Source organism: Chryseobacterium sp. C-71, from assembly GCF_020911865.1.
Taxonomy (GTDB): Bacteria; Bacteroidota; Bacteroidia; order Flavobacteriales; family Weeksellaceae; genus Chryseobacterium.
In genome coordinates, this window is record NZ_CP087131.1 from 3,428,179 (window position 1) to 3,446,005 (window position 17,827).

General features: G+C 33.6%; 18 protein-coding genes. 9 read left to right on the forward strand and 9 right to left on the reverse strand.

The window, feature by feature from the left end:
• Positions 1 to 11: 11 nt before the first annotated feature.
• Positions 12 to 773, forward strand: a complete 762-nt coding sequence (locus LNP04_RS15855) for a GLPGLI family protein (protein ID WP_229983876.1) — start codon at positions 12 to 14, stop codon at positions 771 to 773.
• Positions 774 to 776: 3 nt separating this feature from the next.
• Positions 777 to 1,616: a GLPGLI family protein gene (locus LNP04_RS15860; protein WP_229983877.1), complete on the forward strand. Its 840-nt coding sequence runs from the start codon at positions 777 to 779 to the stop codon at positions 1,614 to 1,616.
• Positions 1,617 to 1,676: 60 nt separating this feature from the next.
• Here LNP04_RS15860 and murC read toward each other — a convergent pair whose 3' ends face one another.
• Genes murC through LNP04_RS15880 form a run of 4 tightly spaced genes read right to left on the reverse strand, consistent with a single transcriptional unit; the run spans position 1,677 to position 4,932 of the window.
• The gene (gene murC / locus LNP04_RS15865) at positions 1,677 to 3,014 is read right to left on the reverse strand and encodes a UDP-N-acetylmuramate--L-alanine ligase (protein WP_229983878.1); all 1,338 of its coding nucleotides are present in this window, start codon (positions 3,012 to 3,014) and stop codon (positions 1,677 to 1,679) included.
• A gap of 2 nt (positions 3,015 to 3,016) precedes the next feature.
• On the reverse strand, positions 3,017 to 3,457 hold the full coding sequence (locus LNP04_RS15870; protein WP_229983879.1) for a hypothetical protein: 441 nt from the start codon (positions 3,455 to 3,457) through the stop codon (positions 3,017 to 3,019).
• A gap of 16 nt (positions 3,458 to 3,473) precedes the next feature.
• Positions 3,474 to 4,274, reverse strand: coding sequence for a 1-acyl-sn-glycerol-3-phosphate acyltransferase (locus LNP04_RS15875; RefSeq protein WP_229983880.1), 801 nt, complete (start codon positions 4,272 to 4,274; stop codon positions 3,474 to 3,476).
• A gap of 28 nt (positions 4,275 to 4,302) precedes the next feature.
• Positions 4,303 to 4,932, reverse strand: coding sequence for a CoA pyrophosphatase (locus tag LNP04_RS15880; RefSeq protein ID WP_229983881.1), 630 nt, complete (start codon positions 4,930 to 4,932; stop codon positions 4,303 to 4,305).
• A gap of 251 nt (positions 4,933 to 5,183) precedes the next feature.
• Here LNP04_RS15880 and LNP04_RS15885 point away from each other — a divergent pair, with 251 nt between their 5' ends.
• The 6 genes from LNP04_RS15885 (at position 5,184) to LNP04_RS15910 (ending at position 11,436) form a co-directional block, all read left to right on the forward strand.
• On the forward strand, positions 5,184 to 6,698 hold the full coding sequence (locus LNP04_RS15885) for a hypothetical protein (protein ID WP_229983882.1): 1,515 nt from the start codon (positions 5,184 to 5,186) through the stop codon (positions 6,696 to 6,698).
• A 251-nt stretch (positions 6,699 to 6,949) separates the two neighbouring features.
• The gene (locus LNP04_RS15890) at positions 6,950 to 7,363 is read left to right on the forward strand and encodes a hypothetical protein (RefSeq protein WP_229983883.1); all 414 of its coding nucleotides are present in this window, start codon (positions 6,950 to 6,952) and stop codon (positions 7,361 to 7,363) included.
• A 9-nt stretch (positions 7,364 to 7,372) separates the two neighbouring features.
• Positions 7,373 to 8,104 carry a curli production assembly/transport protein CsgE gene (locus LNP04_RS15895; RefSeq protein WP_229983884.1) on the forward strand — a complete coding sequence of 244 codons (732 nt, stop codon included), beginning with the start codon at positions 7,373 to 7,375 and terminating at the stop codon, positions 8,102 to 8,104.
• 12 nt (positions 8,105 to 8,116) lie between these two features.
• Positions 8,117 to 8,524, forward strand: a complete 408-nt coding sequence (locus LNP04_RS15900) for a curli assembly protein CsgF (protein ID WP_229983885.1) — start codon at positions 8,117 to 8,119, stop codon at positions 8,522 to 8,524.
• Between the two features lie 30 nt (positions 8,525 to 8,554).
• Positions 8,555 to 9,919, forward strand: a complete 1,365-nt coding sequence (locus tag LNP04_RS15905; RefSeq protein ID WP_229983886.1) for a CsgG/HfaB family protein — start codon at positions 8,555 to 8,557, stop codon at positions 9,917 to 9,919.
• An 11-nt stretch (positions 9,920 to 9,930) separates the two neighbouring features.
• Positions 9,931 to 11,436, forward strand: a complete 1,506-nt coding sequence (locus LNP04_RS15910) for a carboxypeptidase-like regulatory domain-containing protein (RefSeq protein WP_229983887.1) — start codon at positions 9,931 to 9,933, stop codon at positions 11,434 to 11,436.
• A 79-nt stretch (positions 11,437 to 11,515) separates the two neighbouring features.
• On the opposite strand, the gene LNP04_RS15915 is transcribed toward LNP04_RS15910, so the two are convergent.
• The 5 genes from LNP04_RS15915 to LNP04_RS15935 all read right to left on the reverse strand — a co-directional run bounded on the left by LNP04_RS15915 (position 11,516) and on the right by LNP04_RS15935 (position 17,109).
• Positions 11,516 to 12,163, reverse strand: a complete 648-nt coding sequence (locus tag LNP04_RS15915; protein WP_229983888.1) for a response regulator transcription factor — start codon at positions 12,161 to 12,163, stop codon at positions 11,516 to 11,518.
• A gap of 439 nt (positions 12,164 to 12,602) precedes the next feature.
• Complete coding sequence (locus LNP04_RS15920) at positions 12,603 to 14,027, reverse strand: T9SS type A sorting domain-containing protein (RefSeq protein ID WP_229983889.1); 1,425 nt, start codon at positions 14,025 to 14,027, stop codon at positions 12,603 to 12,605.
• 73 nt (positions 14,028 to 14,100) lie between these two features.
• A complete protein-coding gene (locus LNP04_RS15925; protein ID WP_229983890.1) occupies positions 14,101 to 15,663 on the reverse strand; it encodes an Rne/Rng family ribonuclease in 1,563 nt (520 codons plus the stop codon).
• Positions 15,664 to 16,008: 345 nt separating this feature from the next.
• Positions 16,009 to 16,299: an HU family DNA-binding protein gene (locus LNP04_RS15930; protein ID WP_034674127.1), complete on the reverse strand. Its 291-nt coding sequence runs from the start codon at positions 16,297 to 16,299 to the stop codon at positions 16,009 to 16,011.
• 138 nt (positions 16,300 to 16,437) lie between these two features.
• Positions 16,438 to 17,109, reverse strand: coding sequence for a LuxR C-terminal-related transcriptional regulator (locus LNP04_RS15935; protein ID WP_229983891.1), 672 nt, complete (start codon positions 17,107 to 17,109; stop codon positions 16,438 to 16,440).
• Positions 17,110 to 17,287: 178 nt separating this feature from the next.
• On the opposite strand from LNP04_RS15935, the gene tssO reads away from it, so the two are divergent.
• On the forward strand, positions 17,288 to 17,824 hold the full coding sequence (gene tssO / locus LNP04_RS15940; protein ID WP_229983892.1) for a type VI secretion system TssO: 537 nt from the start codon (positions 17,288 to 17,290) through the stop codon (positions 17,822 to 17,824).
• Positions 17,825 to 17,827 lie beyond the last annotated feature (3 nt).

The window sequence follows — 17,827 nt, forward strand, 5'->3', positions numbered from 1 at the left end:
CGTTTTTAAATATGAAAATAAAAACTGTTTTAATTTTACTTATATTGATGGTCAATTATTTAAAATCACAAGACTATCATGTTAAATATGTCAACAATGTTTCAAGTATTGCAACTGTTGATGAAGATTTATATATTTCTAAAAACAAAATTATTAGTGTCAGAGATTCTGTCATAAATTTCAATACTGTAAATAACAGCAATGCTGCTTATAACCAAAATAATAATTCGATTCAAATATCTTCAAGAAGTGTACCTTACAAAGTTATTTATTTAAAAAATATAGATAATAAAAAAATTGAGTATAGTGAATATTTAGGTGGTAAAAAGTATCTTATTGAAGATAATTTACCATTATTTGATTGGAAAATTAACTTTAAATCAATAAAGCAAATTGCTAATTATACTTGCTATGAAGCAAAAATGAATTATAGAGGTAGTAAAATTATTGCTTTTTTTACAAAAGAAATACCTATTTCAACCGGACCTTTCAAATTTGGTGGTTTACCAGGATTAATTTTGGAAATTTCTGAAGAGGGTAAAAATTATAACTCATGGAAAGCTAATGTTGTTGAGAAACTTAAAGGAAATATTGATATTAAAAATGATAATTCTAATCACGTAAATATGAGAGAATTTTTAATTCTTGAAGAGAAAGAAAATGAAAAATCATTTTTGAAAAAGACTTCAAGTTTGGCTAAAGATGTTGTTATAAAAAGAATGAAAGTTCCTAGGCAGGGAATAGAAAAGAAATATGAATGGGAAAATGAATAACATATGAAATTATTTAGCGTGTTTTTTTTCTTATGTTTTAATGTTTTGTTCTCACAAAATATTCGAGTGACATACGATTATAAGTTTAAAATTGATTCATTGAACACTGAAAATATTGATTCTGAGATTATGATTTTAGATATTTTCAAAAATCAATCAATATTTATAAGCCAGACAAAATATGTACATGATTCATTAGCTAGTGAAAGATATGATAACCAAAGAATAAATAACTCAATACCTTTTGATATGGATAAATCAAAGGTTAAAGAATATATAACTAAAGACTATTTATCCCATCAAAATTTATTACATACGCAGATTGGATCACAATCATATATCATACCTGAGAAAAATCTTTTAAAATGGAAAATTTTGAAAGATATAAAAACCATCAAAGGAATCAATGTACAAAAAGCATCAACAAATTTTTTAGGTAGAAACTGGATTGCTTGGTTTAGCAATGAATATACTGTTCAGGATGGTCCTTATAAATTTAATGGATTACCAGGGTTAATCTTGGAATTATATGATGATAGTTTCAGTCATCATTTTACTATGTTAGGTATTTTAAAATATAAAGATAAAAATTATCACTATAAAAGCCAAGTTATAAAGGAATTAGAAATCACGAGTCAAGATTTTACAAAATTATGGCATGACTTTCTTAAAAATCCTTCTAAAAATTATGTTTCTCAAACATCAAACTCTAATATAGGAATGACTATAACCTTTGATGGTAAGTCATATTCTGAAAGCGAAATTTTACGAGAAATAGAGAAGAGAGAAAAAGAAAAATACAAAAAAATTAATAATTTTTTAGATTTAGAATTATACCAATGAATTTAAAATAAAGACTTAAAATTTTCAGAAGGTAATTTTTAAAGTTTTAAGTCTTTATTTTTACTTCGTTAAATCTAATCCTCCAAAATTACCAGAACTCATCATCATATAAACGCCCTGAGTTTTATCTAATAAATCCCAATAGGCATGGAGTTCTTCAGCGTTGGTAAAGACTTTCAGATTTTCGTTTTTAAATTTTTCTTTGATTAAATCAGGAGAAATAGGATCCATTCTTTTGATCTTTAAAGCATCTTCAGAATAGAAAGCGATAGCTTCATCCAAACCATCCATTGCGTGGTCATATTGTTCTAAAAATACAGGATTCAAACTAGAGTAGGTGTGCAACTCAAGAAAACCGTACTTTTTTTCATTTTTAAATTGTTCACAAAATGCTTTCACCACAGCTTTTACCTTGCTTGGTGCATGTGCGAAGTCTTTATAAAGAATTCCCTTGTCTTCTCTTTCCACTTTTTCAAGACGTTTTGAAGCACCTTTGAAACTCATGATGGCATCATAGAAATCTTCATCCATAATCCCTAAAGTATGACAGATATGCCTTGCTCCTTCAAGATTTAATAAATTGTGCGCTCCAAAAACAGAAAGCGGAATATCTCCCATTTCGGTTTTTAAATGAACTTTTCCACTTACGATTTCGTATTCAGGCGTTTTGTAAGGTATTTTTCTGAAATAATTTTCGGCATTTTCAACCACTCTTACTACTTCCTGATCTTCTTCATTATACACCAAAACTCCTCCAGGAGTGATGCTTGCCACAAACCTTCTGAATTGCTCAATGTAATCATCAAATGTTTTGAAAACATTGATATGATCCCACGCAATTCCGCTCAATAAAGCGATATTGGGTTGATATAGTAAGAATTTTGAACGAAGATCGATAGGTGAGGAAAGATATTCGTCCCCTTCCAAAACCATGAAATCATTATCTTTCGTCAGTTTTACCATACAGTCGAAACCTTCAAGCTGTGCTCCTACCATGTAATCGACATCTTTCTGATGGAAATTCAGAACATGAAGAATCATCGATGTGATCGTCGTTTTCCCGTGAGAACCAGCGATGACAACTCTTGTTTTGGTTTTTGACTGTTCGTATAAAAATTCAGGATAAGAATATATTTTTAACCCTAATTCTTTTGCTTTTGCCAGTTCAGGATTGTCCTGATGAGCGTGCATTCCAAGAATTACGGCATCAATATCTGATGTTATTTTCTCAGGAAACCAACCCAATTCTTCGGGAAGAATTTCTTTTTTCTCAAGTCTTGATTTTGAAGGTTCAAAAATGGCATCATCTGAGCCGGAAACTTCATATCCTTTATCTTTTAACGCAATCGCAAGGTTGTGCATGGCGCTTCCGCCGATGGCGATGAAATGGGTTTTCAAATTTATGGAGTGTTTTTTACGTTTTTACTGATGATGTTTTGGAAAGTATTCACGATCTGATCCCAGTTTTTCTGAAACTGAGGCATAATCATGCTTGCATCGGTTTTATTGGCACTGTTTTCACCATTTTTTACATTGATGGAAACGGCAACACGGTCGTATATTTTTTTGTGATCTTCGGCAATATGTCTGAAGTTATTCTGAGTCAAAACCTGATTAAGATTTTGAATTTCTTCACTGGTAAGTTTGAAAGTTGTTTTGGATTTCTTTCCCTGACCTTCGAAAGAATAATGTGCTTCATTCCCTTTGATCAAAAGGTTTTCATAGATCGGTGCATAACCGCCGCTTTTTGAATAACTGATATCAAAATCTGAATAAACTTTCTGGCTGTTACAAGAAACCGTGATCATGATTAAGAATAATATCGCTATTAATTTTTTCATAATGACTTTAAATTTTTTATGGATTGGGTTGTTCAGACTTCTTAGCTTTAATTTCTTCATCATAGGTATGAAGTACGTTGAAATCCTCAGTCTGCTCAATAGCGGTCATGATTTTCAGAAGAATTTGTTGTGCATTTTCTTCGTCATAGTTGATGTCCAATGGTTTTTTAAATTCCATTGTTGGTTTTACTCCGGTTACTTTTACACGAAGTCCTTTTTTATCAAACGCTCTTCTGAATCCATTTATTTTAATTGGAATAACGATTGGTCTTTGATTTTTAATCAGTTTTGCCGTTCCTTTTCTTCCCTGCGCAAATGCTGCGGTCGTTCCTTGCGGGAAAGTGGCCACCCAACCGTTGTCTAAGGCTTTCATGATGTTATCAATTTCGCCTAAATCAACCATTCTGTTGACATTTTTACCTTCAGCTCTCCATGTTCTTTTAACAGTTACTGCGCCTGCGATTTTAAAAATTTTCGGAAGGATTCCTTTATTCATGGTTTCTTCTGCGGCAACATAATAAAAATCGACTCTTGGGTTAAGAAGATAAATCGGGTTTTTAATTGTATTTAAATAGCCATTGTTTACTGCACAAAATGCATGATACATTGCAGCAACGTCAGCAAAATAAGTCTGATGATTGGAAACAAAAAGGACATTAGAATCCGGAAGGTCTACTAAATGTTCTGTTCCGGTAATTTTTAGCTTGTTAAAACCATTAAACCTTCTGTAAGAAACGATTCCCAGAATAAAAATGATAAACCTTTTTAAAAAATAAGGAGTGCCGAACGAATCGGTGAATATGTTCTTCTTCGCCATTTTTCAATTAAACATAATATCTGCAAAGTTACATTTTTTTAATCAACTGACTGAACTCGCTTAGTATCATTGCGGTTGCTCCCCAAATGATATATTCGTTGAAATTAATCACAGGAACTTCTTTTCCTCCTGCACCTGGTAATGACATTATTTCCGGTGAATCTGGAAGATTGAGAAATGAGGTGATTGGAAACTCAATAACTTCTACAGCCTCACTTTCCTGAAGAATAAATTCAGGATTTCTTTTTGAATATGAAATGTAAGGATACACATAAAAATTACTTGGCGGAATGTAAATAGGAGACATCTCACGGATGATTCTTACATATGGTTTTTCTAAACCAATTTCTTCTGATGTTTCACGGATAGCAGTTTCAGCAAAATCACGGTCATATTCTTCACGTTTTCCTCCGGGTAAAGATATTTGTCCGCTGTGTCTGTCGCGTTCATTCTCTGTTCTTTGGATGAGTGGAAAAAACCATTCGTTGTCCCTTAGATAAAGAACAATATTGACCGCAGCAAATTTTGGGTTGTTTTTAATGATCTGATCATGGGTAAGTACTTCACGGTATGGCGGCGAGAAAACTCCATGTGCATTGGCGCCGCCCAGCTGGGCTTTTTTGATTTTCTGCAATAAATCTTTTCCAAAACTTTCCATATCTCAAAATTACTAATATATCTTATAAAAAGGAATACTTGTTGATATTAATTAACTATAATTTTTCTTTCAATTTCTCTACCGTATTTTTACGTAGTTCTCAACTACCTACTACTAGTGACTGGCTCAAACTGAAAACGGTTACTATTCAAACTGTATCCAATGATATTATAAATTTACCCTTTTATGGTGGTATTTTTCAGGCTGTGATAGCTCTAAATTTGTATCACTAACCAATAAAATTTTGTACCATGAAAAAATTATTAACAAGTGCGTTTGTTGTTTTATCAGCAGGCTTCGCTTTAGCACAAAACAGTGACAATACAGTAACACAGGGTGGAAATAATAACTCTGCGACCGTTACACAACTAGGTTTACAATCTTTCGGTAATGAAAACGTTACTACCCAAACAGGAAACGGAAATGATGTAAACGTATACCAAAGAAGTAACAGTGCTCGTAACAAGGCGGCTACTACGCAAACTGGTAATCTTAATGATGCTACAGTAAGTCAGGGACAAGGCTTTTCTGCAGGTGGAGTAGAAGTTGTACAGAATCAGAATGGTCTTAGCAATGACGCTGCTGCTACTCAACAGTTCAGTTTTGGGTCTAAAATCAGACAAGATCAGGATGGATGGTTCAACGACGCTACAGCTACTCAAGGTGGAGGCGATGTGAGATCAAACATCGCTCAAAATCAGGATGGTAATGCAAATACTGCTACAGCTTCGCAAAGCCAAACAGGTTTTACACGTCCAAGCGGTGTCTTCAGCACAGCTAACGATATTAATCAGGTACAAGACGGTAATTTAAATGATGCTACTGCTTCTCAAGTAGGATTTTTGAATGACTTGGATCAAATACAAGACGGAAACTTAAACAGTGCTACTTCTACACAAACGGGAGAAAGACATGATGCAACACAAGATCAAGACGGTAATTTCAACGATGCATCTGTAGCACAAACAGGAGTTCGTCAAACATCAACTCAGAATCAGGACGGAAATCTAAATGACGCTTCGGTAACTCAAGCTGGAAATGATCATACTGCGACTCAAAACCAAAACGGTAATTTCAACGGTGCTTCTGCTACACAATCTGGTGGTTCTTCTTGGATCTCTCAATCTCAAACCGGAAATGGAAATGATGCATCTGCTAATCAATCTGGAGGTACTTTCAACGGTGCAATGCAAATTCAAAGCGGTAACAACAATGATGCTTCTTTAGACCAAGTAGGAAACAGCAACGAAGGTGGACAGTTTCAGACAGGATTGAGAAACAACGCTGTAGGTACTCAGACAGGAAATAACAACTCACTAGATGCTAACCAAAATGGTAACGATAATGATGCCTACGTTATGCAAAGTAACAACTGGAACAGAGCTGAAATAGACCAAATCGGTAATGATAACTACGCAAGCGCAGATCAAAGCGGAACAGCAAGCAGCATGGGAACTAGAAATGTAATTACAATGTTACAGGATGGTGACAACAACAGTTCTATAGGAGAACAATCTGTTGGAAACAGCAATCTTTTGGTCACTAACCAGTATGGTAACAGTAATACTTCTGAAGGCTACCAAATGGGTAATAGCAACACAGCTACTATCAATCAAGGTTCAGGAGCACTTAATGCAAATAGTAACGAATCATATATTACTCAAAACGGTAATACCAATGCAGTTACTGTAAACCAAATGACTAACGGAAACTATCATATTTCAAACCAGGTTGGTAATGCAAATACAATTGTAGTAAACCAATAAGTCTGAATTGAGTTTCTTTTACTTAAAATGAATGGGTAAGAAATTTAATTTTCTATACGTTAATAAAAGCACAAATTAATTTCATTCATATTAATACTGTAAAGGAGAGACCTAGGTTTCTCCTTTTTTTGGCTAAAATAGTTTAGCGTATAAATACTGAAGCGAGTAACCATAAACAGTGATTTTCTATAAGTAACCGTTTCACGTGTTTTGTAAAGCACTGTATTCAAGTACCTTTAAAAAAAATAAAAATGAAAACCTTTGAAAAAATATTTATTACCCTGGCGCTTCTCTCAACGATGTTGGCGAAGTCGCAGCAAATAGACTGGAATCGTATCAACAGCCAGACTGCAGTTGATATGATTAATTTACAGACTGCAGACCAATCTTTATCTGCCTCTTCGATTTCACAAATTGCACAAGTTGGGAATTCGAACATTGCAGATTTAAGTATAAATGCCAAAACGAATATCATCGTGCAGCAATTTGGTGATCAAAACAGTATTTATTTTAACAATGCATTTTCTTCAAAAGAGGCAAAAACGGCAATTACAACCCAAGGTAACAACAATATAGTTGATATTACAGGAAGTAACAGTATCTCTGAAGGTATGCATCTTAATGTACAAGGTGAGAATTTGACGGTCTTTATGCGAAATTATTAAACTTCTGCTATGAAAAATTTCATCTTTACATCGTACAGCTTTCTTTTTGTGTTCTTGTCGATTTTCACTTTTGGGCAGGGTGACAAAAAGATTGTCGCAAAAATAGAGAAAGATGTCGTAGAAAAGCAGCTGAAAATCAAAGCATTGGTTACCAATAACACTTCTACCTATCAGGAACTGAATTACCTCCTGATTTCAATTAAAAAAGGTGCCAGCGGAAATCTTTCCAACAATAAACAGAGCGGAAAATTTTCTATCAATCCTAATGAGAGCAAAGCCTTATCTGAAATGAGTGTAAATCTTGAGCAGCGAGATGCCATAAAAGCTTTCCTGTACATTCGGGACGAGCAGACACAAAAACTTTTGGCAAAAGACAGCCTGGAAATCAATCAGGATTATTTTAAGAAATCAGTAAGTGTTGTGGAAAAAGAAGAAGCTTTTGAATTGAGCGGATTGATGATTGACGATACAAAAAGCAAGGTAGGAAGAGATTTTTACGATTTATTTTATATTCAGTACAGTCAGATTCCTGACAAAACCAATTCTGCGATTACAATCACCGAGCTGCCTGCCAGAGGAACAAGCGGACAGATCAATATACAGGTTGATGATAAACTCGTCTATAGCTTTATGACCAATCCCAGTGAAGACTATCTGAAGGAGCAGTTAGATTATACTTTGAGGTATATAAAAGACTATAACGCCCGGAAGAATCTCATTAAAAACGAATTCATCTACTAAAAACTAACTACCATGAAAACTTTTTTTACAGCTATGATTTTTTTATCAGTATTTTTTCTGGCAAAATCTCAACAGCTGGTATACAAACCAATTAATCCTGCCTTTGGCGGCGATACATTCAATTATCAATGGTTATTGAGCTCAGCGAGTGCTCAGAATCAGTTTGATGATAAATTAAGCAACAACCTTACCGGAAACTCAGGTTCTCTGAGTAGTTTCACAGACAGCTTAAACCGTCAGGTTTTGAGTGAATTATCAAGAAAATTATTTCAGGATCAGTTTGGCTCCGGAGGCGTACAGGCAGGGAATTATATGTTTGGGTCATTGTATCTTCAGATTACGAACACGGCTCAGGGTATGATGATCAGTATTTTGGACACCAATACAGGTGAGCAATCTGAGATAATAGTTCCAAAATAATTTAAAAAAACTAAAACTAAAAACCTTACCATGAGAATCTATACGAAATTCAGAATCGTATTTGGCATTGTGCTTTTGTATGTTATGCAAGGCTGCACTTCCATTCTTGGACTTCCCGCAGAGAAAGAAAAATCGATGATGGGAGAGATTACTCCCTACACCACAGAACTTCGCAATCTACCTTTGCCAAAAGAAAAAATTGTTATAGGCGTTTATAAATTCCGTGATCAGACTGGGCAATATAAACCGTCAGAAAACGGAAATAACTGGAGTACAGCGGTTCCGCAGGGTACTACAACCATCCTTATCAAAGCGTTAGAAGACAGCAGATGGTTTACACCTATTGAAAGAGAAAATATTGCCAATCTTCTTAACGAAAGACAGATCATCAGATCAACCCGTCAGGAGTACCTTAAAGATGTAGATAAAAACAGCCAGGCTTTACCACCGTTGTTGTATGCAGGAACTCTTTTAGAGGGTGGTGTGATCTCTTATGACAGTAATATTATGACGGGTGGTATTGGTGCAAGATATTTCGGTATTGGTGCCTCTACACAATACAGACAAGACAGAATCACTATTTATCTGAGAGCTGTTTCTACTTTAAATGGTGAAATTTTAAAAACTGTCTATGTTTCAAAAACAATTCTCTCCACAAGCATCAACGGAAGTTTCTTTAAATATGTTGATACAGAAAGGCTATTGGAAGCTGAGGTTGGAGTGACCCAAAATGAGCCCATCCAAATGGCGGTTACCGATGCTATTGAAAAAGCTGTGAAATCGTTAATCGTAGAAGGTATAAGAGATAAAATCTGGGGGAAAGCTGTTGATGTACCTGCAAAATATCAACAAATAGTTGATGAATATAACGCAGAGCAGAAAATTAGCAATAATAGACTTATAGGAAATAAATATCCTACAAATGACAGACAGAACGTTTCTATTTTCGGACAAATTGAAGCCAATAAAATAAAAGGAGATTATGTAAGTCCTAAAACTACCGTCGGTGGTAAACTTGGTGTTAAATATTTTTTTGCAGATAATTTCAATCTCGAAGCGAACGCCAATGTTTTTACGCTGGAAAATGAAAATATCATCTCAAAAACATACGTAGCTACAGAAGTCAACCTCGAGTATCTTATCATCCCGAAATTTAAGCTTTCGCCTTATGTTTATGCGGGTTTGGGCTCGATGTTTTCTACCGATAAGGCGAGATATAAAGGTCAAATTGGAGGTGGTCTGGAATATTTGGTTCAGAAAAATTTGGGTTTAAGGCTTTCTTCTCAATATGATTTGGGATTCACAGATGATTGGGACGGTTTTGTCAATGGCCAAAGAAAAGATCAAAATTTGAGATTTGCTTTAGGAATCAATTTTTATATCGGAAAAAAATAAAAACGTAAATTATGAAAACATATATCAAAATATTCTCAATACTGATTTTGCTTTTCACGTTGGCTTCATGCAGTGAAGACTTGGTAGAGCAGAGCCAAAAGGGTGTGCTTAAAGGCAAAGTAGTAAAGAAAGGTACAAATGTAGCTATTGCAAATGCGAAAATTTTTACCACACCAAGTACACAAACTGTATTTAGTGATAAAGATGGGATGTTTGAAATTAAAGACATTCCGAAAGGTAATTATTCTATAAAAGCTGAACTTACGGGCTATGTCGCTAATTTTCAAGCGGTAAATATTCAAAGTGAGAACCAAGTCGTTACTGTTGTTTTTGAAATGGATGATGATGAATCTCTCAATTCTCCGCCTACAGCACCGGTATTATTAAGCCCGATTGATAATGCTGAAAATCAACCATTGACGGTGCAACTTAGTTGGAACGCTACCGATCCCGATATAACAGACAGTCTTACGTATAAACTTACCGTTAAAAATAATATCAATACCAATGTTATTGAGGTGAATGATCTGAAGGTTAAGACTTATAATTTGTCTAATTTACAATTTGGGGTGAGCTACTTTTGGCAGGTTTCTGTTTCAGACGGCATTCATCCGGATGTTTTAAGTCCTGTTTTCAAATTTACTACCAATGCAACTCCTGCAAACCGTTATCATTACGTGCGTAAGCAAAATGGGAACTTTGTCATCATGTCTAGCGATAGTCAGGGAAATAATTTTCAACTGACGAGCTCATCGAGCAACAGCTGGAGACCTAGAAAAAACAATAACGCCGGGCTTGTTGCCTTTTTAAGAAATGATGCAGGCGGAAGTCATATTTTCACCGTCAATCCTGATGGAAGCAATCTTTTTAAGGTGACCCAAATTCCGGTTGCAGGTTTTAATCAGGATGAATTAGATTTCTCCTGGAATACAAGTGGCAGCGCATTTATTTATTCAAATTTTGATAAATTATATAGAATTAATAAAGATGGTACCGGGCAGCAGCTCATTTACACAACTCCTGATGGAAGCCTGATTTCAGAAGTAGATTGGAGTTATGACAACAGCAAAATTGCAATAAAGACCAATAACTTTGGCGGTTACAATACCAAAATTTTTATTATTGATATGTTAGGAAATATTTTGCAAAATGTATTTTCAGCCCCCACAGGTGCAAGCGGCGGACTCAATTTTTCTGTAGACGGACAAAAATTACTCTACACACATGATGTTTCCGGATATCAGGATGCCAATTATAGACAATTAGATTCTCATGTTTTTATTTATAATTTGGCAAACAGTTCGGTTGTAGATGTTACGGTAGATAGTGACAGACCTCTCGGGACAAATGATTTAGATCCTAGATTCTCACCCAATAATTCTCAAATAATATTAATGAATACTTCAAACGACAATGTTTCTCAGAAAAATATTGTAGTAATTGATTTAAATAATTTAATGATTGATTTTACCCGTGCGGTATTATTTACAAACGGTGAGATGCCGGATTATGAATAGAGGCTTACAGATACTTGATGAAACAAAAAAATCAAAACCCCTTAAAGGTTTTGATTTTTTTTCGTCTAAATATTTTGATTTAGCTGAAGATATTATTTTCAAGTGCATATTTTACAACACCTACAGAGTTTTTCACATTCAATTTCATTAAGATTCTTTTTCTGTGAGTTTCCACAGTATTGATGCTGATAAAAAGTTGCCCGCCAATATCTTTGCTGCTGTGCCCGTCACAAATTAGCTTAAGAATTTCAAGCTCTCGTCTTGTTAGCGGTTCTTTTATGTTTGGGCTTTGCTTTTCTTGTTCGTTGCTGATGAAGTTAATCATCATTTTCTTTGCATATTCACAAATGTAAATTTCGTTTGAGCTTAGAGCATTTACAGATTTTATAAATTCGTCGTAGCTGCTGTTCTTATCAAGATAACTTTTGATGCCTTTGTTAAAAAGTTTTCTGATCACGATGACATCGTAAGAATTTCCGATCACCATGATTTTAATATTATTGTTTTGCGATATCACTTTTTCAATACAATGATAAAGATCACTTAACATCAAAATATTTGAACTGATCATGAGATATTCAGGTGGATTTTCCTTAACATGATTATATAAACTTTCGGAAGTATTATAAATTTCTATGGAACTAAAAATTTTGTTTTGTACAAGGAGTTTAGATAAGCCTTCCGTGTATAAAAGTGGCTCATCAAAAATAGTCAAATTAGGTCTCATCGGTCTTAGTTTTCAGTATATAAATATACGAAAAAATCATGTATTTTTGGTGTGTAAACGTAAATTTTTACTGAATAATGTAATATAAGTGATGTTATTTTATTTTTTTCGCAATTTTAAAATTGTAAAATCTATTAATTGTGATTTATTTTAATTTTTGTTTTTTTACGATGTTGCTAATCCCTTTATTCATAATGCCTAACGGTATAATTTAGCTGTTTTTAAAAATCAGGTAGGGATTTATTTTTTTTATTTGGAAAATCATTATCATTTACTTCTTCTAAAATTTTAGTATTAAGAAATTTTAAAAAAAGTATTTTGAAAACATGCAAACGAAAGACCTATAGAAAATCTAAAGGTCTGACTAATATATAATTAAGTTGAATTGTAATTTTATATCCTAAAATAACTTTGGAAAGTTGTTTTTGGTAATATCAATCTAGTTTTTTATTAATTTTTTAGCAATAACTTTTCCGTTTTCAAATTTTACTTTTACAAAATAAACTCCTTTTAATAATTCTGAAACGTTTGTATCGTTGTTATTTAGGGTTTTTACAATTTTCCCCTCAAGAGAATAAATTTCTATTTTGTTGATTTTTTCTTTCGATTTATAAACTAAATTTTGCTTAACAGGATTTTCAAACTCAATAGATGAAATATTTGTTTTTGTTTCATTTGAAATAGATAATGTAGAATTATTCAAGATGAATTTTAAAATTTTACTTACGCCTTTAGTAGTAATAATATTGTTGTCATTAATGATCATTTCACCGATAAAATCTGATGTTCCTGTTGTTTCAGAATAATGATTAAAAACAGGATCAATAGCTCCGGTTGAGGTGATTTTAGAAATAAAGAATGTTTCACCCATTGATCCGGTTAATCCTGAGATATAATAATTTCCATTTTTTTCGGTGATTATAGACGATAATGCGATCAGGTTGAAAGGGAAAGAATTGTTGTCAAACACAAAGTTATTATCGTGGTCTCCGTTGGGTTTTATTCGAAAGATTTCATTATTAATATTTGAGCATACAATGTTGTTATTGCTATCCATGAAAGCAGAACCAACAGCTCCCGGATTTGAGGTAAAAGCTAAAACACCATTATTTCCAAAACTGATAAGAGGTTGTCCGTTACTGTTATATTTTTCTAAAGCACCATATGGATATATATTGGTGTTATTTTGATTGCTGATAAAGCTAATAATGTTAGATTGGTTATCTAAGAATATAAAATTTCCAGGAGTGTTGAAAGAACCATTGTTTCCAAAAGTTGTATCAATACTTCCGTTGCTGTTTAATCTGTAAATGCTTTTATAATGGATGTATGGTCCGGGATCGGATGTTGCTTGTCCGTAAACTATTATTTTATCATTTTGAAGATAGAAACCATAGCCCACACTGTCGAAATCTGTTCCGATATTATTAATTTCAGCAATTCCATTTACTCCAAAGGTCGTATCAAGCAACCCGTTTGGAAGTAATCTCACAATTGCAGATCCATTAGTGTAAAAACACATAACGAGAATTTTGCCGTCTGTTTGTTTTTTTAGCTCACTTTGTACACCACTGAAATAATTATTAATTATTGTTTCTCCGTTATTTCCAAAAGAGGTATCAACTGTTCCGTAAGCATTCAGCTTAGAGATAACACATTCCGGACTTCCTAATGAAGGATTATCTTTTGCGTAAGTAAAATAAATGCTATTGTCTGAATTTTGAATAATTCTGTTCCAATAATAATTATTAGAACCTGTAATCGTATATTTTCCGTTTGAAGCAAAAGAACTGTCGTATGATAGAGTTTGTGCAAAAGCACACTGTATTGCTAGAAGCAGAGCAAGTAATAATTTTTTTTTCATCGGGTTGTGTATTAATGTCACAAATATAATAAAAAAAACCTTCAGAAAAATTCTGAAGGCCTTTTGTGTTTTTCTAATTAGAATATCCGCTTAATTCTTCTTTTTTCGAATTGTAGATTTTGTATTCTAAATATTTAAAAGAATCCCTTGGGATAATGGTCACCCATTTTTTGTACTTCAAAAACCATTTCATCTGTATGCTTTTGAGTCCTTTGGTAAGGAAAGCTTCAACGAAAGGGTGTACATGCAGGTAAAGTTTTCCTTTATCACCTTTTTGCATAATGGTTCTGATGGTATCTTCCATTTTCTCAACAATGACAATTGGAGCAACTATTTCTCCGTCTTTGTTGGGGTTTTCTTCCTTGATGTCGATTTGTTTTTCCGGACGGTTTCTCTGTCTCGTGATCTGTATTAATCCAAATTTACTTGGAGGCAGAATTTTGTGACGTGCTTTATCACGGCTCATTTCTGCTTTCAGATGTTCAAACAAATCTCTTCTGTGATCTGGGTTGATCATGTCGATAAAATCGATAACGATAATACCACCCATATCACGTAGACGTAGCTGTCTTGCTATTTCTGTGGCTGCCATTTTGTTCACGTTGAGACCGTGTTCTTTGGTGGCAACATTTCCGGTTGTAATATTATTTCCGGAGTTGACGTCGATTACGTGCAATGCTTCAGTGTGTTCTATCACAAGGTAAGCACCTTTTGAACTTGGAATATTTACGTGTTTACCAAAGCTCTGTTTAAGCTGTTTTTCAACGTTATAATATTCGAGGAGAGGAATGTGAGAGTCATAATACTGAACGATATTTTTGCGCTCAGGAGCAATGACTTCCAGATAATTTTTCATTTCTTCAACCATTTGTTCGTCGTCACAGAAGACGTTTACGAAATCCTGATTGAAATTATCTCTTAAAATAGACGACGCCTTATCGTCTTCACTCAATACTTTAGAAGGAACTTTATTTTTCTGAATATTCTTAAAAGTATTTTCCCATTTCTGAATCAGTTGATTCATATCATTGTGAAGATCAGCGACTTTCTTGCCTTCGGCAACGGTTCTGATGATGACTCCAAAACCTTCCGGCTTTATACTGTCAATCAAAGTTCTGAGTCTTATTTTCTCTTCAGAACTACCGATTTTTTTTGAGATAGAAACTTTATTATCAAACGGTATTAATACCAAAAAACGACCCGTGAGAGAAATCTGAGTAGATATTCTCGGGCCTTTCGTAGAGATAGGCTCTTTTGTAATCTGTAAAATGACAACGTCATCTTTTGCGATTACTTTATCTACATTTCCGTTCTTATCAATTTCGGGTTGTATTTCGAAATTTTTTAAACTTGAAGTGTTTTGCTTTTTAGAAACCGTGTCTTTTAGAAATTTTTTGTAGGTAAGGTACTGAGGCCCAAGATCCTGATAATGCAAGAAAGCATCTTTATCGTACCCGATATTTACAAATGCTGCATTAAGGTTTGGAGCCAGTTTTTTTACTTTTCCTATAAATAAATCTCCGACTACAAAGTCATTTTTGTCTTCTTCCTCATGAAGTTCACATAATCTTCCGTCTTCCAATAAAGCAATTTTTGTAAGCTCATTTTCGTGCGAAATTATAAGTTCTTTCTTCATTTTGATATAAGATGTTTTTTTAGATTAAAGTTGATTCAGATATTAATTAGTATTTTTCTTGGTAATGCTAGATTTTCGAAATTCTAATATTAATTTTCAGCCTGAATTTTTCTGAAATCTTGTGGTAACAAACAAAAAATATAGTTGGTGAATATTAAAAAAATATAAACACCAACTATATTATTATATTACAAAATCTCTAGTTGAGATTATTTTTTCTTATGTCTGTTTGCTCTTCTTCTTTTCTTTCTTTTGTGTGTTGCAACCTTGTGTCTTTTTCTTTTCTTTCCGCTTGGCATAATGTTAAATTTTTTTGTGTAACTAGTTAATATTCAATTGTTATTCTTATTTTACTGCAACTTTAGTTTTCACTTTCTCCACAAAAGATTTTGATGGCTTGAAAGCAGGAATATTATGTGCAGGAATCTCTATCGCAGTGTTCTTAGAAATGTTTCTTCCCGTTTTTGCTGCTCTAGTTTTAACGATGAAAGATCCAAAACCTCTTAAGTAAACATTGTCTCCATTATACATAGAAGTCCTGATCTCCTGCATAAAAGCTTCTACAACTTTCTGTGTTTCATTCTTTTCTGTTCCCAATTTATTTGAGATGGTGTTTACCAATTCTGCCTTTGTCATTTCCTTTTTTAATTTTAAATTTTAGGTGTGCAAATTTAGTTAAAAAAATTGAATAGTAACAAATTAGTAACGAAAATATTTCGGTTAAGACGCTGAGAATTTTATATTTAGTACTGTATTACTCCACAAAAAGACCTTTTACATACTCGAATTATAGTATCCGTTTTCTACACAGAAGCGGATGAGGTGAAGTTTTGTTTTTAAACCAAGCTTTTCTGTAAGTCTGTTGATATAGGTGTCGATTGTTCTTGTACTCAGGTTCAGTTGTTCACCTATCTCTTTGTTACTGAAGCCTTCATAGCAAAATTTCATCAGCTGAATCTCTGTAGAAGAGAGCTCTTCCTGGCTCTTTTTCTGCCGATTCATGTATTCCTGAACGGCTAAAGGTTGCTGTTTCCACTTTTCTGAGTAGGCTTGGTAATCAAAATCTTGTGAAGTAATCTGCCCTTTGATTAAATCTTTAATAATATTGCTGTTTTTCTGACAATAATAAATGTTAGGAATTTTTTCTAAAATATCTGCCATATCTTCCTGATAAGTTCCGGAATAAGTGATGATAGGCGTCTCTTCATTATTTTTCCGGATAAATTTTATGGCTTCGAGGCCGCTCAGCACTGGCATGAAGAGTTCTATAATAAAAACATCTTCCTGTTTTCTGTAGATCCTGTGGATGAGCTCATGACCATTGTTGCAGTCATTGAGAAGCATATTAAAAGGATTTTCCAAAAGCGTTTTGATCATTATTTTTTTAAAATAAAAATCGCTGTCGGCAATGGAAAACCGAACCGTATTGGTTAATATTTTGCTCATTTTATTTTTGTGATTTGGTAGTGGTAAAATAAAATTTTGATTACTAAAGTATGAAAATCTTTCGGATTGCAAAATTAAACTTAACATTAAATAATTGTAAATATGTTGCAAACTCTACATTTAATTTTGTAAATAAATATTTTTTTTCTACTTTCACACTCCAAACCAAATCACAATTATGTCTACAACTAGAGATAAAAAATTGAATACGTCCGATGTCCGAATAGGCATTTGGAAATTTATCTTATCGTTTGTTATTTTATCCTTAATTTCTTTCTGTACCATATTTTTCTTTTTTAAAAGTTACCATACCCAGCGTGTGGGAATGGAGAAGGAAGTAGAAGAGTATGAAAAATTGCTGGCTCGTTCTAAGGCCATGAAAATTATGGTAGACAGTCTTCAATACCATATTGCATCGCTAGATATTGCTGCTGTAGATAATGATATCCCGTTGCGCCGTCAGATTGCTGATGAGATCGATGAGGTTAGAAGAGTCATAGGTTCTGATAGTGCCGATAACCTCAAACATTATTCTTCTCTGCTTAATCACATCAATCCGATGCTGACTCTTAAAACAAAAATTATCGATGCATCAAACAAGAAAGAATTTGCGCGTAATGAGCTGCTACGTTGTACAGGTAAAGTTGCTACTGTTAACCGAGAACTCATGAAAGATCCTACAAGAAATTACTCAGGAGGAAGAAGGAGAAGATAAAAC

What these genes read in the sequence shown, in the direction of transcription:
- LNP04_RS15855 (WP_229983876.1), top strand. Translation starts at nt 12, where the DNA reads ATGAAAATAAAAACTGTTTTAATTTTACTTATATTGATGGTCAATTAT.
- LNP04_RS15860 (WP_229983877.1), top strand. Translation starts at nt 777, where the DNA reads ATGAAATTATTTAGCGTGTTTTTTTTCTTATGTTTTAATGTTTTGTTC.
- LNP04_RS15870 (WP_229983879.1), bottom strand. Translation starts at nt 3,457, where the DNA reads ATGAAAAAATTAATAGCGATATTATTCTTAATCATGATCACGGTTTCT.
- LNP04_RS15875 (WP_229983880.1), bottom strand. Translation starts at nt 4,274, where the DNA reads ATGGCGAAGAAGAACATATTCACCGATTCGTTCGGCACTCCTTATTTT.
- LNP04_RS15880 (WP_229983881.1), bottom strand. Translation starts at nt 4,932, where the DNA reads ATGGAAAGTTTTGGAAAAGATTTATTGCAGAAAATCAAAAAAGCCCAG.
- LNP04_RS15885 (WP_229983882.1), top strand. Translation starts at nt 5,184, where the DNA reads ATGAAAAAATTATTAACAAGTGCGTTTGTTGTTTTATCAGCAGGCTTC.
- LNP04_RS15890 (WP_229983883.1), top strand. Translation starts at nt 6,950, where the DNA reads ATGAAAACCTTTGAAAAAATATTTATTACCCTGGCGCTTCTCTCAACG.
- LNP04_RS15895 (WP_229983884.1), top strand. Translation starts at nt 7,373, where the DNA reads ATGAAAAATTTCATCTTTACATCGTACAGCTTTCTTTTTGTGTTCTTG.
- LNP04_RS15900 (WP_229983885.1), top strand. Translation starts at nt 8,117, where the DNA reads ATGAAAACTTTTTTTACAGCTATGATTTTTTTATCAGTATTTTTTCTG.
- LNP04_RS15905 (WP_229983886.1), top strand. Translation starts at nt 8,555, where the DNA reads ATGAGAATCTATACGAAATTCAGAATCGTATTTGGCATTGTGCTTTTG.
- LNP04_RS15910 (WP_229983887.1), top strand. Translation starts at nt 9,931, where the DNA reads ATGAAAACATATATCAAAATATTCTCAATACTGATTTTGCTTTTCACG.
- LNP04_RS15915 (WP_229983888.1), bottom strand. Translation starts at nt 12,163, where the DNA reads ATGAGACCTAATTTGACTATTTTTGATGAGCCACTTTTATACACGGAA.
- LNP04_RS15920 (WP_229983889.1), bottom strand. Translation starts at nt 14,027, where the DNA reads ATGAAAAAAAAATTATTACTTGCTCTGCTTCTAGCAATACAGTGTGCT.
- LNP04_RS15925 (WP_229983890.1), bottom strand. Translation starts at nt 15,663, where the DNA reads ATGAAGAAAGAACTTATAATTTCGCACGAAAATGAGCTTACAAAAATT.
- LNP04_RS15930 (WP_034674127.1), bottom strand. Translation starts at nt 16,299, where the DNA reads ATGACAAAGGCAGAATTGGTAAACACCATCTCAAATAAATTGGGAACA.
- LNP04_RS15935 (WP_229983891.1), bottom strand. Translation starts at nt 17,109, where the DNA reads ATGAGCAAAATATTAACCAATACGGTTCGGTTTTCCATTGCCGACAGC.
- tssO (WP_229983892.1), top strand. Translation starts at nt 17,288, where the DNA reads ATGTCTACAACTAGAGATAAAAAATTGAATACGTCCGATGTCCGAATA.